A 15,299-nucleotide genomic window follows, 5' to 3' on the forward strand; every position below is an offset into this window, starting at 1 on the left:
ATCCTGCGGGTGATGGATGAGGCGGCGCCCGGCAAGACGGAGATGGAGCTGGCGGCCCCCATGCAGAACATGGGGCTCCCCCTTTCGGTCCACCCCATGCTCTCCGTAGGGGAGAAGGCCCGCTTCGGCCTCACCAGCCCCACGGACCGGGTGGCCGCCCGGGGGGACTTCCTCACGACCGCCTACGGGATTGAGGGGGCCCTCACCTGCCGGGCCGCCTTCCTGGCCGCAGGTCCCCAGGATTTGGCGCCCGAGATCCGGGATTGGCTGGAGCGGATCGCCATGCCCTTCTACACCTTCGCCGCCCGGTGGCTGGGCGAGGTGGGGATCGGCGTGAGCGGCGGCCACATCTGGAACCTGGCCGAATCCCTCCTGCCCCGGGCCGAGTGGGGCTGGGTGCTCAACCCGGGTCACCTGATCGGGGTGGACGAGTGGATCTCCACGCCCTTCACCGAAGGGTCCGATGTGCAACTCCAGAGTGGGAACTACATCCAGCTGGACCTGATCATCATCCCCAAGCCGCCCTACTTCGGCGCGGACCTGGAGGATGGGATCGTCCTGGCCGACGAGGCACTGCGCCGCCAGCTGGAGCGGGAGTACCCGGACCTTTGGGCCCGCTTCACCCGGCGCCGGGAGTACCTGCGGAACGTCCTGGGCATCGAACTGGGGGAGGATGTGCTCCCCATGTCGGACCTCTTGGGCTACTACCGGCCCTTCCTCCTGACCCGGGAGAAGGCGCTGGTGGTTGGGTGAAGGGGAAGCGCTTCAAGAGAAGGCTTATATGGGAAGACGGGGGGCCTGGCGCCCCCCGTCTCCTTTCGGTTGAGGTGTGACTCCCCCGTTGGGGGGGTGACTCCCTGCTTGAGGGGTGACTCAGGGCCCTAGGGACCCCAAGCTGACGCGTGGCCGAGGGCCCACGCAACGATCCGCTGGGCCTCCCGCAAGCCAAAGACCACCCGGTTCCGCCCCCGGGTAAGGGAGTTGAGGGCGAACTGGGCCTCAGGGGTGCCCGGCTCCAGCTCCGCCAGGCGGTGGGCCGCGGCCAGGGAGGGGAGGGGGGGCACCTGGAGGGCCGGATCCTGCCGGAAGGGCTCCTCCTTGGCGAAGTGGAGGCGGACCAGGATGCGGCTCAAGCGGAGGATGGCCTCGTTGTACACCCGGGCGGGCACGCCCTCCGCCGCCTCCAGCCGGGCCAGCGCGTCATCGAGGCGGCCCAGTTCCTCCGTCACCGGCGAGAGGTCGAAGCGGTCCTGGACGGCGGTCGCGTACGCCTGGAGGCTGGCCTTCATGTCGGCCACCGTCGCCCGGAACCGGTGGGGCAGCCGCTCCCAGGTGGCCAGGCGCCAGACCACCGCGCCGTACACCTTGATGTCCCGGGTGAGGATCTCCCGGTCGGCGACCTCCAGGGTGTCCGCCTCGGTGTGCCACTCGATGTTGCCGCCGCAGCCGCCCACGCCGTAGTAGCCCTTCTCCGCCCGGAGGTCGTCGGGCATGGTGGAGGAGAGCATGAGGGTGCCGCTCACACCCAGGTTGTTGAAGGACCAGTCGCCCGCCCGGGGCGGCCGCTCGCCGGAGCTCTCGAGGCCCGTCACGTCCCGGATGGCCTGCTGGGTGAAGGCCTCTAGCTCCGGGGTCCACGAGACCTCCTTAAAGACCGTCGCCCACCGGCACCCGGGCGAGTCGCAGTTGACGTGGGCCACCGCGTTCTCCGCCAGGTCCACACCGAAGTGGTCCGCATACCAAGTGGAGCCGGCGTACCGGCCTTGGGAGTGGCCGGGCCACCAGGCAATGCGCACGGAGCGGCGGAGGGCTGCCCGGTGCTGCCAGAGACCGATGGCCAGCTCCAGGAGGGCGCCGTCGCCCACCGCGTTGTCGCCGATGCCGTAGTGCCACGAATCCAGGTGGCCATGGAGGAGGACGAACTTCTCCGGCTCCTCACAGCCCGGGATGGTGGCCACCGGGACAGGACATGGATAGAGGCCCTCCTCGAGCCAGGTCTTCACCGTGACGGTGAGCTCCCGGCCTTCGGCCTCCGCCGCCTTCACCCGCTCCAGGAGCTGATCACCGTCGGGGCGGCTGATGCCCACCACGGCCATGGTGGGCCGGCGGTGGTGGTTCTCCAGGTCGGGGCCGCCCCAGATGGGGGTGCAGATCGCCTCATGGATCCGCTCGCCGGGGTTGATGAAGATGGCGGCCGCCGCCCCTGTTTGCTGGATGTCCAGCACCTTCTGGGGGAGGGGGAGCCCCTCGGTGAGGACGATGGCGCCCTCCAGGTCGCCCGACGCGCCCGCCAGGTTGGAGTCGAAGAGGTCGCTGCTCCCCGTGGCGAAGCCCGAGGGCAGGTAGACCAGGCGCCCCGTCCGGCCCCCATCGCCGGTGGAGACGGAGAAGGAGGGCGTCTTGGCCTGCAGGGTGAGGGGGGCGTCGCCCTCCACCGTCACCTGGGCGCCCCGGGGCAGGCTGAGGTAGAGGGTGGGGGTGTACACCTCCACGGGCACGCCCGCCTCCCGGAGGCGCTCCTCGATGTACCGGGCGGCCTCCCGCTCATCGGCCGATCCCGACTCCCGGTTCAAATTGGCGAACCGCTCCACCAGCTGCCAGGCCGTCTCCCCGGTGAGGGAGGCAAGAAACTGGCCTTCTGCTTCGGTGGCTGAAAGGTGGGACTGGTTCTCGTGGTTGGCTGTGGTCACACGCGGGACTCCTTTCTACGCACCAGGCTTCATCGACCCATCTGTCATCAGAGGGACTCGGGCCCTGCACCCTTCATCAGGCGGAGGGAGGCCACGTTCCGGCCCGCGGTCAGCTTGGGCGGGCGGGGGTAGGCCCGCTTGGAGTGGTGCAGCCCAGCCGCCACCAGGGCCTCCAGGAACTTTACCCCTGCCAAGAGGGGGTTGACCACGGGCACGCCCGTCGCCTCGGCCAGCTCCCGCTCCACCCGCAAGAAGGCGAGGCTCATGCAGCCCAGGATGAGCACATCGGCCCCGTCCAGCTCCAGGGCCTGCCGGGCCGCCGCGGTCACCTGGGCGACGGTCCGCTCCCGGCTCTCCCGCATGGCCAGGACGGGCAGCTCCACCGCCCGCACGCCGGCCAGGCGGTCCCGCAAGCCCGTTCGGGCCACCTGATCATAGGTGGGGCCGATGGTGCTCACCGCCGGGGTGAGGACGGCGAAGCGCCGGCCCAGGGTGGCCGCCATGTGGAAGCTGGCCTCCCCCGGGCCCACCACCACCATCCCCTGGGCCACCTCCCGGAGGGCGTCCAGGCCCGGGTCGCCGGCGCAGCCCAGGAGGACGCCGTCGTACCCTTCCGCCTCCAGGCGCTCCACCTCCCGGGCGGCGCCCGGCACGCTCAGGTACTCCTCCAGGGCCGACTCGATGGAGGCGGGCCCTTCGGCCGCCTCCACCAAGTCCAGGCTGGTGCCGGGCGAGGCCAGCTCCTGCAGGACCGCCCGGCGGCGGGCCACCTCGTCGGGGCCCATGCTGAGGGAGATGGGGGCGGGGACCAGGTAGGCGAGCTTCATCCTTCCTGCCACCCCAGCTCCTCGACGCTCGCCCGGCCCTCGGCCAAGGCCGCGTAGCTGTAGAGCCAGCGGGCCATGGAGATTTCGAAGTCCAGCATGCCGGCCACGGTGAAGTACTCGTCGGTGGAGTGCTGCCGGCTGCCGTGGCCCAGCCCGCCCGTCACGTAGGGGACCCCCAGGATCCGCTCAAAGACGTAGTAGGGGGCGGAGCCGGGGTTGAGGGGCCAGATCTGGGGCGTGCGGCCCATGGCCTGGTAGGTGCCCAGCATCGCCTGGACCGCGTGCTCCTCCAGGCTCACCTTGGACCAGGGGTAGATGTTGAGGACCCGCATCTCGACCTCGGGGAAGCCGTGCTTGTCCAGGTGGCGCCGGATGGCCTGGGCGACCTTCTCGGGGTCCATCTCGGGCACGGTCCGCACGTCCACCTTGGCCAGGGCCCGGTGGGGCAGGAGGGTCTTGGTCCCCTCGCCGATGTAGCCGCCCACGATGCCGTCGATGTTCAGTTGGGGCTGGCTGAAGAGGCGCTTCCAGGCCTCAAAGCCCCGCAGGCCCCCCTTCAGCCGGCGGACGTGGTCGAACTCCATGAAGGGCCGCTCATCCAAGAGGCCGCTCTCCACCTGGCGGCGGAGGATCGCCTCCTCCCGCTCGGGAAGGGGCTTCACTCCATCGAAGAAGCCCTCCACCAGGATGTTCTCCTCCGCGTCCACCAGGGTGCTGAGGGCCTTCACCAGCCGCCAGGCGGGGTTGGCCACCCAGGCGTTGTAGGAGCCGTGGATGCCCCGCTCGGTGGGGCCGCCCCAGTCGCCGCCCCGGCACTCCAGCTCGAAGTAGAGGATCCCCTTGGTGCCCAGGGTCATGGAGGGGACGCCCTCCTCATCCTCGGAGAAGAAGGGGAAGAGGACGGCGTCGGCCTGCTTCAGCTCGTCCAGGTGCTCCTCCACGAAGGGGACGAAGTGGCGGCTCCCCATCTCCTCCTCGCCCTCGATGGCGAAGAGCAGGTTGACGGGGAGCTTGCCCGCCGCCTCCTGGTAGCGGGCCACCGCCCGGAAGAAGGCGGCGAGGGGGCCCTTGGTGTTGACCGCGCCCCGGGCGATGACCGCCTTGCCCAGCTTGGGCAGCTCCCGGATCTCGGCGGCCCAGGGGTCCACGGACCAGTCGGGCTCGTCCGCCGGCATCACATCGTACATGCCGTAGACCAGGACCGTCTTGGGCGCGCCCTGATCGAGGCGGCCGGAGACGATGGGGTGCCCGGGGGTGGGGACCACCCGGGCCTCCCCGCCCAGCTCCCGGATGAAGCGGGCCACGTTCTCCGCGGTCTCCTGGATGCCCTCGCCGGTGTAGCTGATGCTGGGCGTCCGGAGGAATTCCCGCACCTTCTCCAGATCCTCGTTGAAGCCCTCCCGGATCCGCTGGATCACGGGCTGGAGGGGTTCAGGGACGTTCGCTTGCTGCATCATCGGTTCGCCTCCCGGATATCCCACAGATGGGCACGGCTTTCGAAGTAGAAGATGTCAGGGTCGGCGTTGATCACCCGCTCGTTCACCGCCGCGAGCATGTTGGGGTAGTAGAGGAAGATGACGGGCACCTTCTCCTGCAGGACCACCTGGAGCTGGTCGTAGAGGACCTTCCGCTTGGCGGGATCCCGCTCCGCGCCGGCGGTCTCGATCAGCTCGTCCACCTCGGGGTCGGAGAAGTTGGCCAGGTTGTACTGGCCGCCGGTGCCGAAGGTGGAGCTGACGTGGTCCGGGTCGAAGGTGTCGGTCCAGCCCAGGAGGGCCATGTCGAAGTCATCGGCGAAGACCCGGGCCAGCACCGAGGGGAAGTCGAGGCGCTGGATCCGCACGGGGATGCCGATGGCCTGCAGGTTGGCCTGGATGATGGTGCCCGTCCGCTCCCGCTGGACGTTCCCGGTGGGGACCAGAAGCTCCAGGGCCTGGCCCGGCTTCCAGCCCGCCTCCGCGAGCAGCGCCTTGGCCCGCTCAGGATCGTAGGGCAGGGGCTCCAGCTCCTCGTTGACGTAGGGCGTCACCGGCGAGAAGGGCCCCACGGCCAGCACCGCCTCGCCCCGGTAGAGCTGGTCCACCATCAGCTGCCGGTTGATGGCCAGGTGGAGGGCCTGGCGGACCCGGGCGTCAGCCAGGTAGGGCTTGGCCGTGTTGATGGCGACGAACTGGTACCCCAGGGAGGGCTGGGTGACCGGCCGCAGGTGGGGCGTGTTCTTCACCAGCTCCCAGTCTTCCAAGGGCACCTCGCCGATGCCGGGCCCGGCCACCAGGTCGATCTCGCCCCGGATGAGCTGGGTGGCCATGGAGGGGGCGGGGACGATCCGGACGAAGATCCGGTCCACCTTGGCCGGCCCCCGGAAGTAGGCGTCGTTCCGCTCCAGCTCGATGTACTGGTCGGTCACGTAGCGGACGAAGCGGAAGGGGCCGCTGGCCACCGTGGGGTTGAGGAGCGCCTCGGCCCGGGCCAGTTCCTCAGGGGAGAGGCCGGCCAGCAGGTGCCGCGGGATGATGTAGAGCCCCGTGCCGAACTGCTCCAGGAAGCGGGCCGGGTCCACCGCGCTCTTGGTGGTGATGGCGATGGTGTGGTCGTCGATCACCCGCACGCCGGAGATCTCGGGACCCGTCATCTTCCCGTTGGCGTCCAGCCCCTCGATGGCCCGGAGGGCGCTACCCCGGTTGGTCTGCACCCCGGGCGTGGCCACCGTCTCGATGGTGAAGAGGACGTCGTGGGCCGTCAGGGGCTGGCCATCGTGCCAGGTGGCCTCCGGATGCAGGTGGAAGGTGAAGGTCTTCCCGTCCGGCGAGACCTCCCAAGACTGGGCCAGCCGGGGGGTGAAGGTGAAGTCCGGCTGCAGGTCGACCAGGGTGTCGTAGATGAAGCGGACGATGAAGTAGCCGTAGCTCGAGTCGGCGTTGATGGCGCTCAAGTTTCCGGGCGCGCTCCACATGCCGACCCGGATCACCTTCTCGCTCGCGGCGCCGGCGGGCGCGCCGGCCAGGGCGACCAGAAGGATAAGGAAGGCTACGGCCATCGCGCGGATGGTCTGACGCATGGGACAACCTCCTTGTCGTGTGGCCCTTGTGGGAGCCGTGTTTGAGCCCTTTTCAGAGCCTTACTTGAGCCGTGGGTCGAGGGCGTCGCGAAGCCCGTCGCCGACGAAGTTGATGGAGAGGACGGCGACGACGATCATCAGCCCAGGCGGGAGCCAGAGCCACGGCATGGAGCCGAGGACCCCCATGGACTGGGCGTCGGTGAGCAGGTTCCCCCAGCTGGCCGTGGGCGGCTGCACCCCCATGCCCAAGAAGCTCAGGGAGGCCTCCTGGATGATGGCCTGGGCCGCCCCGAAGGTGGCCGCGACCAGCACCGGGGGAAAGGCGTTGGGGATCAGGTGGCGGAGGAGGATCCGCCCGTCGGGCACGCCCAGAGCCCGGGCGGCCTGGATGAAGTCCTGCTCCTTTAGCTTGAGGATCTCCGCCCGGACCAGGCGGCAGATCTGGGGCCACCCCAAGAGCCCCAAGACCAGAATGACGTTCATCAGGCTGGGCCCCAGAACACTGACCAGCACCAGGATGATCATCAGCGGTGGGAAGGAGAGGATCATGTCGGTGAAGCGCATGATGGCGCTGTCCACCTTCCCGCCCAGGTACCCGGCCAGCCCGCCCAAGAGGACCCCCACCACCACGTTGATCAGGGTCGCGCCCAGCCCCACCGAGAGGGAGATCCGGCTGGCGAAGAGGAGCCGGCTCAGCACATCCCGCCCCAGGGAGTCGGTGCCCAAGGGGTGTTCCACCGAGGGCGGGGCGGAGAAGGCGAAGAGATCCATGGCGTTGGGGTCATGGGGCGCGAGGAGGGGCGCGGCCAGGGCGGCCAGGCTCATCAGGATCAGGACGACCAGCCCCGTCACCGCCAGCCGGTGACGGAGGAACCGGCGGACCACCAGGGCCCAGTAGCTGTCCCCTGCGGGACGGACCCCCCACCGGACCAGGCTGCGATTCTTCTGGGCAATGGATGAAGCCACCCGATTCACCTTCTCCTCGTCGTTCCTCAAAGCCACACCGTTCCTCGGAAAGACGTCACTCGTAGCGGATCCGCGGGTCCGCCACCCCGTAGAGGATGTCAGCCAGGAGGTTGCCGGCCAGCACCATGACGGCCGCGAGCAGGTTGAGGCCCATGAGGGTGGGGTAGTCCCGTCCCAGGATGGCCTGGATGGTCAGCCACCCCATGCCGGGCCACTGGAAAACCTGCTCGGTAATGATCGAACCCGCGATCAGGGCCGGAAGCTGGAGGCCCGCCATGGTGATCACCGGCAGCAGGGTGTTCCGGAGCACGTGGCGGACCAGGACCTGCCAGGATCCCAGGCCCTTGGCCCTGGCCGTGCGGACGAAGTCCTGCCGGAGCACCTCCAGGGTGCTGGAGCGGACCAGCCGGAGCATGAGGCCCAGGTTGGCCAGGGCAAGGACCGCCGCGGGCAGGATCAGGTGGCGGAGGCGGTCGGTCCAGTGGGCGGCGCCGCCCAGGCTGGTCATGCCGCCCGAGGGGAGCCAGCCCAGCTTCAGGCTGAAGACGTAGATGAAGACCAGCCCCGTGAAGAAGGTGGGGAGGGAGACTCCCAGAAGACCCACAACGCCCGTGGCGTAATCGAGCCCCGAGTAGGGCCGGACGGCCGAGGCGATCCCCAAGGGAATGGCCAGGAGGTACGCGACGAGGAGGGCGGTCCCCATGAGGAGCAAGGTAGGCCCGACCCGCTCCCCGATCCGCTCGAGAACGGGCTCATAGGTGGTGTAGGAGTAGCCCAGATTCCCCTGGACGAGCTCACCCAGCCAGCGGGCGTAACGGACCAAGAAGGGGTCGTTCAGCCCCAACGCCTCCCGCCGGGTGGCCCGGTCGGCCTCGGTCAGGTTGGGATCGATCAAGAGGTCGACGGGGTCGCCGGGGGCCAGGTTGATGATGGCGTAGTTGATCAGGGTGATCCCCAGCACCACCGGGATCATGATGACCAACCGGCGGACGATGTACTGGCTCATGCCTTCTGCCCCCTCGCAAGCCGCGGCTGGCGTGGCGCCAGCCCCGCTCCCTGCCGAGCCGTCATCCCCAGCCGGGCGCCGATCTCGGCCGCGGCCACCCGGACCACCTCGCCCAGGCGGCGCAGGTGCTCCAGGGAGAGGCGGGCGGCGGGACCGGCCACGCTCACCGCGCCCACGGGCCAACCGCTCGAATCCAGAATGGCGGCCCCCACCGCGCGGGCGCCCGGGTCCACGTCGTTGTCGCTGATGGCAAAGCCGTCGGCCCGGACCTGGGCCAGGAGCCTCCGCAGCTCCGCCGGGTCGACGACGGTCCGGTCCGTGTACCGGGGAAGCTGGGGCGCTTGCTCCAGCACCCGGGCCTGCCAGTCGGCCGGCAGGGCGGCCAGGATGGCCAGAGGGCAGGCCCCCGCGTGCAGGGGGTACCGCCCGCCCAGCCGGGCCGTCAGCCGGACGGGCTGGGGGCTCTCCCGGGCGTCCACCAGCACCGCCTCCAGCCCGTGCAGGGCCACCAGGTGGATGGTCTCGCCCGTTTCCAGGGCGAGGCGGTCGAGAACGGGCGCGGCGGCTCGGACCAGCCCCATGCCCCGCTGGACGTGTCCCGCCAGGTAGAGCAGGGCCGTGCCCAGGCGGTACCGCTCGGTCTGGGGGTTTTGCTCCACCAACCCCCACACTTCCAGGGTCTTTACCAGGCGGAAGACCTGATTCTTGTTGAAGCCGAGCCGGACCGCCAGCTCCGTCAGCCCCAGCTCCTCCACGTCGTCAGCGGCCAGGGCCTGGAGGAGCCGGCATGCCTTCTCCACGCTCTGGATGATGTACGAACGACCTTCCCGTTGGTTGGGCACCCGAAGCACCTGCCTGGGGAGATGGAGCAGAGAGCGTTAGATTCTACCAAACACCGTTTGCTCCAGCATATTGGTCGTCGGTATACGACGTGGTGGAGCGAATTCCTTCCCGGTGAGGCAGATTTCTTGATGAAGGCCGTCGCGAGGAGCGCGATTGGGTGCGTAATGCAGAACCAAACGGGGGAACAATGGGCAGTATTCGTACAAAAGGGGAGCCTGGGGCCGTGGGTTCCCCCGGAGGAAGGGGCTCATGAGGCGCGGGCGCAGGGCCGGGGAGCCCGCCGGCGGCCCGGGTGGCCCCTCAGGGAAGGGCCCGAAAAGACCGGACCCGCCCAGGCGGGCGGGTCCGGGAGGGAGGGGGTGAGGTTCCTGGGTCAGCCTGAAGCTCGGGAAGCGAGGAGCGCGGCGAGACGGCGCTGGTGGGCCACCACCACAGGGGCCCCGCAGCCGGGGGCGGGGAGGACGTCGGCCTCCACGTCGTAGAGCTCCCGGACCAGCTCGGGGCTCACAATCTCCCGGGGCGGTCCGGCGGCCACCAGGCGGCCGTCCCGCATGGCGACCAAAACGTCGGCGAACCGGGCCGCGGCGGTGAGGTCGTGGAGGACCATCAGGATCATCCGGCCGCTCTTGGCGGCCAGCTCCCGGATGAGGCAGAGGACCTCCACCTGGTGGCCCAAGTCCAGCATGCTGATGGGCTCATCCAGGAGGATGACGGGCGTCTCCTGGGCCAAGACCATGGCCAGCCAGCCCCGCTGGCGCTGGCCGCCGGAGAGCTGATCCAGCCGCCGGTGGGCCAGCTCGGTGGTCCCGGTGAGCTCCAAGGCCGCCTGCACCGCCCGGGCGTCCTCCTGGGACCACTGCTGGAAGAGGCCCTGGTGGGGGTGCCGGCCGAAGCGGACCAGATCGGCGACGGTCATGGCCTCGGGGGCCTGGGGCGACTGGGGGAGGAGGGCCACCCGGCGGGCCGCCTCCTTGGGCCGGAGGCTCCAGAGGTCTTCCCCGTCCAGGAGAACCCGGCCCCGGGCCGGCCGGTGGAGGCGGGCGATGGCCCGCAGGAGGGTGCTCTTGCCGCAGCCGTTGGGGCCCACGATGGCCACCACCTGGCCTGTCTCCACCCGCAGGCTCACGTCGTCGACGGCCACCACATCGTCATAGCAGGCTCGCAGGTGCTCCACCACCAGCTCCATCTCAGAACCCCCTCGCAGACGTTTCCCGGAAGAGGACCCAAAGGAGGAAGGGCCCGCCCAGGATGCTGGCCACCACGCCCACCGGCACCTCGACGGGGCCGGCCACCACCCGCCCCAGGGTGTCGGCCACCACCACCAAGAGGGCCCCCAGAATCCCCGACAGGATCAGGGGGACCCGGGTCGGCTCAGAGAGGCGGCTGGCCAGAATGGGCGCCGCCATGGCGATGAACGCGATGGGCCCGCCGATCCCCACCGCCAGCCCCGCCAGGGTCACGGCGAGCAGCATGACGGCCACCTGGACCCGCCGCACCGGCACCCCCAGGGAGGCGGCCACCTCTTCACCCAGCTGGAGCACGCTCAGGGGCCGGCCCACCAGAAGGACCAGCGGCAGCAGGAAGGCCAGGGCGACGGCCACGGGCAGGGCGACCAGATAGCCCCGGCCCGCCAGGCTCCCCACCGTCCAGGCGAAGACGGCGGTGGCGGTGGTGATGTGCTCCTGGGCCAAGACCAAGTTGATGTGGGCATCGATCAGAGCCGCCAGGGCAATGCCCACGACCAGGAAGCGGTAACTCCGGGTGCCCGGCCCACCGGAGATCAGGAGGAGGGCCAGGGCCACCGCCAGGCCGCCCAGGGGCCCCACCCACCAGGGGCCCAGGCTGTTGCCCGTGGCCAGGACCACCGCCAGGATGGCTAAGGCGGCCCCCTCGTTCACCCCCAGGGTGTTGGGGGTGGCCAGGCGGTTGCGGGAGATGGTCTGGGTGAGGCAACCTGCCAGGCCCAGCGCCGCCCCGGCCAGCATCCCCGCCACGATCCGGGGGAGGCGGATCTTCTGGATGAGAAGGACCGCCGTCGGCGTCCCCTGACCCACCATGGCCCGGGCCGCCTCCCAGGGCGAGAGGGCAAAGGAGCCGACGGCCGCGGACCAGACCACCGCCGCGGCCAGGGCCAGCCCCGCGGCCACAGCGACGAGGACGGCCCGCAGGGGCACCAGAACCGACAGGGAACCGGCCCGGAGGACCCGGGTGCCCGGGGGCGCGCCGGCCGGCCGGTCGGGCTGGGCCAGGGTTGGGGTCACGGCGGATCCCAAGACGTGGCTTGGCTGATGGGCGGGGTTCATCGGTTCTGCCCTCCCGGTCCGTGCAAGATGAGCATCCGCTTGGAGCGGGCGATGAGGATGAGCAGGGGGGCCCCGATGTAGGCCAAGAGCACGCTCACCGGCGCCTCGTGGGGCCGGATGATCACCCGAGAAAGGATGTCGGCGGCGAGCAAGATGCCAGCGCCGGCCACCAGGGAGAGGCCGATCTGCTGCCCCAGGCGGGGTCCCGCCAGGGCCCGGGCCAGGTGGGGCGCGATCAGGCCCAGGAAGGAGATGGGGCCCGCCATGGCCACCGCCGCCGCGGTGAGCAGGGTGACCGCCAGGGAGACCACCGCCCGCACCAAGCCCGGCCGATGCCCCAGGGCCCGGGCCACGTCATCCCCCAGGAAGAGGGCGGAGAGGGGCTTCACCATGAGGAGGGCCAGGAGGAGGCCGGCGGCCACCGCGGGCAGCATCTCCAAGACCCGCTCCAGAGGGACCGCGGCCACCGTCCCCAGCATCCAGAACCGGTACTCCTCGTAGACGTCGGCGTTGGTGACCAGGAGGTAGGAGGTGAGCCCCCGGAAGGTGGCTCCCAAGGCCGATCCCGCCAGGACCAGCCGCAAGGGGGAAGCGCCTACCCGTCCCGTGGCGGCCACCGCCAGGACCAGGAGGCTGGCGACCAGGGCGCCGCCGAAGGCCCAAGCCAGGGAAGAGGCGCTCCGCCCCGTGTGCGCGGCGAGGGTGAGGCCCAGGACCACGCCCAGGGCGGCCCCGGCGTTCACCCCCAAAAGCCCCGTCTCCGCCAGAGGGTTCCGGGTGACGGACTGCATCAGGACGCCCGCCGTCCCCAGGGCGCCGCCCACCACCAGCGCCGCCAGGGTCCGGGGCAGGCGCAGGGTGGTGATCACCATGTGGACGTAGCTGTTCTCCACCGCTTCCGGCCGCCCCAAAAGGAACGCCAGGGCCTGGGCGGGTCCCACCGAGCCGGCCCCGATCAGGATCGAAAGGAGCGCCAGCGCCAGGGTGGCTGCCACCAGGAGGAAGATGGGCCAGGCCGGCGGCGTGAGCCCCAGCTCGTTTGGGGTGGCCTCCCCTCGCGGGCTGGCGCCGAGGCCCTTGGGGATGGCGGGCCCGCCGCCTCGAATCAACTGCTCCACGGAGCTCCCCCCTTGCCGCTCGCGCACCTGAAGGGCCCGGCGGGCGCTGCTGAAGCCGGGCGGGCGCCCGGGGGCGAGCGCCCCGGGCCCCCAGCAGGCCCCGGAGCTACCGGCTGCCCAGGGCCTTCTCCACGTCGTCCAGAATGGCCATGGCCGCGATGGGCCCGATGGCGCTGCTCCAAAGGGAGCCATCCACCAGCGTGATGTGCCCCTCCTTCACCGCGTTCAGCTGCTGGAAGGCGGGGGTGTTCATCACCTGCGTCATCGCCGCCACCGCCTCCCCCTCAGCGGCCAGGGTACCGACGAAGATCCAGTCGGCATCGAGGAGGTCGAGCATCTCCAGGCTGAGGGTGGGGGAATGGCCCGTGCCGGCCCCGCTCTGCTGGTGCGCGGGCCGCCTCAGGCCCAGATCGGCGATGACCGTGCTGGAGAAGGCGCCGGGGAGCATGTAGACCGGACCCTGGGCATTCCAGCGGACGATGCTCACCTCGGCGTTGGCCCGCTCGCCCAGGCTGGCCCGGACCTCGGCCAGGCGGGCTTCATAGGCCTGGAGGACGGCCTGGGCTTCGGCCGTCTTCCCGACCGTCTCGGCCACCCGCTGGAAGATGGTCCGCCAGTGCTCGCCCGTCTGGAAGGTGACCACCGTGGGGGCGATGAGCCGCAGCTGGGCCAGGATCTGCTCGTCGGCCAGGTTGCCGGCCAGGATCAGGTCGGGCTGGGCCGCCAGGACCGCCTCGATGTTCGGGGCGTTGATGGCGCCCACAATGGGGATGCCGGCCGCCCGGTCCCCCAGATAACGGGGCGTGCCCGTCTGGCCCCGGCCCTGGACGGTCCCCACGGGCTTGACGCCCAGGGCCAGGAGGGAGTCCAGGTCGGCCTCACTCAAGGCGACGATCCGCTTCGGTTGGGCCGGCACCGTGACCTCCATGCCGCGCGCGTCGACGACGATCCGAGTGGCTCCTTGGGCTTGGGAGACGGGGGTCGGAGCTGCCAGCGGCGCGACGGTGAAGGCGACGGCCAGAAGGGCCAGAAGGCCTACGGCTGGCCCGATGAGACGCTTGATTCCCATGATTTACCCTTGCGCTCCTCTCGCCTGTCGGGCCCGGGGCGGACCGCCAAGAAACCCGACCAATTTACTTTGGATTCAATCCTACAAAGAAGCGCCTCGGAGGACGCATACGCTCCGACTTAGAACCCGTTCGTAACAGGGTCCAAGTCCTAATAAGTAATCGTGATCACGATCACAGCCCTTGGGCGGCTCTAAGATAACCACATCGTTGGCTGGCGTCAAGTCTCTTCTTTTTGCTAGGGCTTACGAGGCTTGAGAAAGGCCGGAAAGGCACGTTGGGCGAAGCGTTCTTTCGAAAAGGGATGATGGTCAAGGGGGGATGGCGGTGGCCACAGGGTCTACCGGGCGGGGCCAGGGGTTGTGGGCTCGCCTCGGCCGGTGGCTGAGGGCGTCCGGCCCGGTGGTGGGGATCCTCGTCGGGGCCGCGGTGGGGCTCCTCGGGGTGATCCACCTGTTTTTCGGATGGGGTGCGGCCTGGGCGGAACGGGGCCATGCCGGGGAGGTGCTCCATCCGGAGGCGCCCATCCCCGCCCGGGTGGTCCGGGTGGTGGACGGCGACACCTTCATCGTGGCCGTGGGGGGAGCGCCTGCGGCGTCGGTGCGCTTGATTGGGGTGGACGCCCCCGAGCGGAGCCACCCCACCCGGGGGCCGGAACCGTACGGTGAGGCGGCGGCCCGCTTCCTCCAGGAGCTCTTGCCCCCGGGGACCATCGTCCGCCTAGAGTTTGACGCGGAGGTGGCCGACACCAACGGGCGGCTGCTCGCCTACGCTTACCTGCCCGACGGGCGGATGGTGAATGAGGTGCTCCTGGAGGAGGGGTACGCGCAGCTCTACACCTTCCCGCCCAACATCCGGTACGTGGACCGGCTCCTCCGGGCCCAGCGGGCGGGCCGGGAGGCCAACCGGGGGCTCTGGGCCCTCAACGGGCCTGCGCCTGACGGCTCCGGCGAAGGGGGGCCGCCCCGGGTGCAGGTGGCCTCCGTCAACCTGGAGGCCGAGTGGGTGGAGATCTGGAACGGGGGCACCGAGCCCGTCGACCTGACGGGTTGGGTGCTGGTCAGCCTCCGGGGCGACCAGCGGTTTGCCTTCCCCGAGGGGTTCGTTCTGGCCCCCGGCGCGGCGGTGACTATCACCAGCGGCCGGGCCTTCCGCCACCAGCCGCCGGAAGTGCTCGGGTGGACGGAGAAGGACGTCTGGAACAACGCCGGCGATCCGGCGGTCTTGGTCGATCCGGCGGGCCGGGAGGTGCACCGCTTTCCCTGATGCTCCCACCGACGACCGCCCCGGAGCGACCCTCTGGAGCCTAAACCCTCCAAAAGGACGGCCTGGCAGGGGAGCGTCCGCCTCTCGTCTTGCGGGATGCCGCTCTGCCAGGCCGGGGATCTGCCCGCCGGGAACGGAACGCCCATGACGCGAGC

12 protein-coding genes and 1 pseudogene are annotated in these 15,299 nt (G+C 70.4%); 2 read left to right on the forward strand and 11 right to left on the reverse strand.

Going from position 1 to position 15,299, the window contains the following annotated elements; all coding sequences use genetic code 11:
- Positions 1-753 (forward strand): annotated as a pseudogene (locus FWJ67_RS08435) (hypothetical protein); the annotation flags it as partial.
- 128 nt (positions 754-881) lie between these two features.
- On the opposite strand, the gene FWJ67_RS08440 reads toward FWJ67_RS08435, so the two are convergent.
- The 11 genes from FWJ67_RS08440 to FWJ67_RS08490 form a co-directional block, all read right to left on the reverse strand.
- A complete protein-coding gene (locus FWJ67_RS08440; RefSeq protein ID WP_414482167.1) occupies positions 882-2,690 on the reverse strand; it encodes a M28 family peptidase in 1,809 nt (602 codons plus the stop codon).
- A 47-nt stretch (positions 2,691-2,737) separates the two neighbouring features.
- Positions 2,738-3,517, reverse strand: coding sequence for an aspartate/glutamate racemase family protein (locus FWJ67_RS08445; protein ID WP_414482168.1), 780 nt, complete (start codon positions 3,515-3,517; stop codon positions 2,738-2,740).
- Positions 3,514-4,974 carry a M20/M25/M40 family metallo-hydrolase gene (locus FWJ67_RS08450; RefSeq protein ID WP_304173501.1) on the reverse strand — a complete coding sequence of 487 codons (1,461 nt, stop codon included), beginning with the start codon at positions 4,972-4,974 and terminating at the stop codon, positions 3,514-3,516. The genes FWJ67_RS08445 and FWJ67_RS08450 overlap by 4 nt, the downstream gene beginning before the upstream one ends.
- Complete coding sequence (locus tag FWJ67_RS08455) at positions 4,971-6,575, reverse strand: ABC transporter substrate-binding protein (RefSeq protein WP_414482700.1); 1,605 nt, start codon at positions 6,573-6,575, stop codon at positions 4,971-4,973. Before FWJ67_RS08455 ends, FWJ67_RS08450 begins: the two co-directional genes overlap by 4 nt.
- A 60-nt stretch (positions 6,576-6,635) precedes the next feature.
- On the reverse strand, positions 6,636-7,541 hold the full coding sequence (gene opp4C / locus FWJ67_RS08460) for an oligopeptide ABC transporter permease (protein WP_304173505.1): 906 nt from the start codon (positions 7,539-7,541) through the stop codon (positions 6,636-6,638).
- Positions 7,542-7,596: 55 nt separating this feature from the next.
- Entirely contained in the window at positions 7,597-8,547 is a 951-nt protein-coding gene (locus FWJ67_RS08465; RefSeq protein WP_414482170.1) for an ABC transporter permease, read from the reverse strand.
- Positions 8,544-9,389 (reverse strand): IclR family transcriptional regulator, encoded by an 846-nt coding sequence (locus tag FWJ67_RS08470; protein ID WP_414482171.1) that lies wholly within the window; start codon positions 9,387-9,389, stop codon positions 8,544-8,546. The genes FWJ67_RS08465 and FWJ67_RS08470 overlap by 4 nt, the downstream gene beginning before the upstream one ends.
- A 374-nt stretch (positions 9,390-9,763) precedes the next feature.
- Positions 9,764-10,576 carry an ABC transporter ATP-binding protein gene (locus FWJ67_RS08475; protein ID WP_304173512.1) on the reverse strand — a complete coding sequence of 271 codons (813 nt, stop codon included), beginning with the start codon at positions 10,574-10,576 and terminating at the stop codon, positions 9,764-9,766.
- A 1-nt stretch (position 10,577) separates the two neighbouring features.
- The gene (locus FWJ67_RS08480; RefSeq protein ID WP_304173514.1) at positions 10,578-11,693 is read right to left on the reverse strand and encodes a FecCD family ABC transporter permease; all 1,116 of its coding nucleotides are present in this window, start codon (positions 11,691-11,693) and stop codon (positions 10,578-10,580) included.
- A complete protein-coding gene (locus FWJ67_RS08485; protein WP_304173516.1) occupies positions 11,690-12,811 on the reverse strand; it encodes a FecCD family ABC transporter permease in 1,122 nt (373 codons plus the stop codon). The genes FWJ67_RS08480 and FWJ67_RS08485 overlap by 4 nt, the downstream gene beginning before the upstream one ends.
- A 106-nt stretch (positions 12,812-12,917) precedes the next feature.
- The gene (locus tag FWJ67_RS08490) at positions 12,918-13,880 is read right to left on the reverse strand and encodes an ABC transporter substrate-binding protein (protein WP_304173518.1); all 963 of its coding nucleotides are present in this window, start codon (positions 13,878-13,880) and stop codon (positions 12,918-12,920) included.
- A 325-nt stretch (positions 13,881-14,205) separates the two neighbouring features.
- On the opposite strand from FWJ67_RS08490, the gene FWJ67_RS08495 reads away from it, so the two are divergent.
- The gene (locus FWJ67_RS08495) at positions 14,206-15,144 is read left to right on the forward strand and encodes a thermonuclease family protein (RefSeq protein ID WP_304173520.1); all 939 of its coding nucleotides are present in this window, start codon (positions 14,206-14,208) and stop codon (positions 15,142-15,144) included.
- Positions 15,145-15,299: the final 155 nt, after the last annotated feature.

Source organism: Limnochorda sp., assembly GCF_047459355.1.
GTDB lineage: Bacteria > Bacillota > Limnochordia > Limnochordales > Limnochordaceae > Limnochorda.

Excerpts from the sequence above, each read along its gene's own strand:
- FWJ67_RS08445 (WP_414482168.1), bottom strand. The coding sequence starts at position 3,517 with ATGAAGCTCGCCTACCTGGTCCCCGCCCCCATCTCCCTCAGCATGGGC.
- FWJ67_RS08450 (WP_304173501.1), bottom strand. The coding sequence starts at position 4,974 with ATGATGCAGCAAGCGAACGTCCCTGAACCCCTCCAGCCCGTGATCCAG.
- FWJ67_RS08455 (WP_414482700.1), bottom strand. The coding sequence starts at position 6,575 with ATGCGTCAGACCATCCGCGCGATGGCCGTAGCCTTCCTTATCCTTCTG.
- FWJ67_RS08465 (WP_414482170.1), bottom strand. The coding sequence starts at position 8,547 with ATGAGCCAGTACATCGTCCGCCGGTTGGTCATCATGATCCCGGTGGTG.
- FWJ67_RS08475 (WP_304173512.1), bottom strand. The coding sequence starts at position 10,576 with ATGGAGCTGGTGGTGGAGCACCTGCGAGCCTGCTATGACGATGTGGTG.
- FWJ67_RS08480 (WP_304173514.1), bottom strand. The coding sequence starts at position 11,693 with ATGAACCCCGCCCATCAGCCAAGCCACGTCTTGGGATCCGCCGTGACC.
- FWJ67_RS08490 (WP_304173518.1), bottom strand. The coding sequence starts at position 13,880 with ATGGGAATCAAGCGTCTCATCGGGCCAGCCGTAGGCCTTCTGGCCCTT.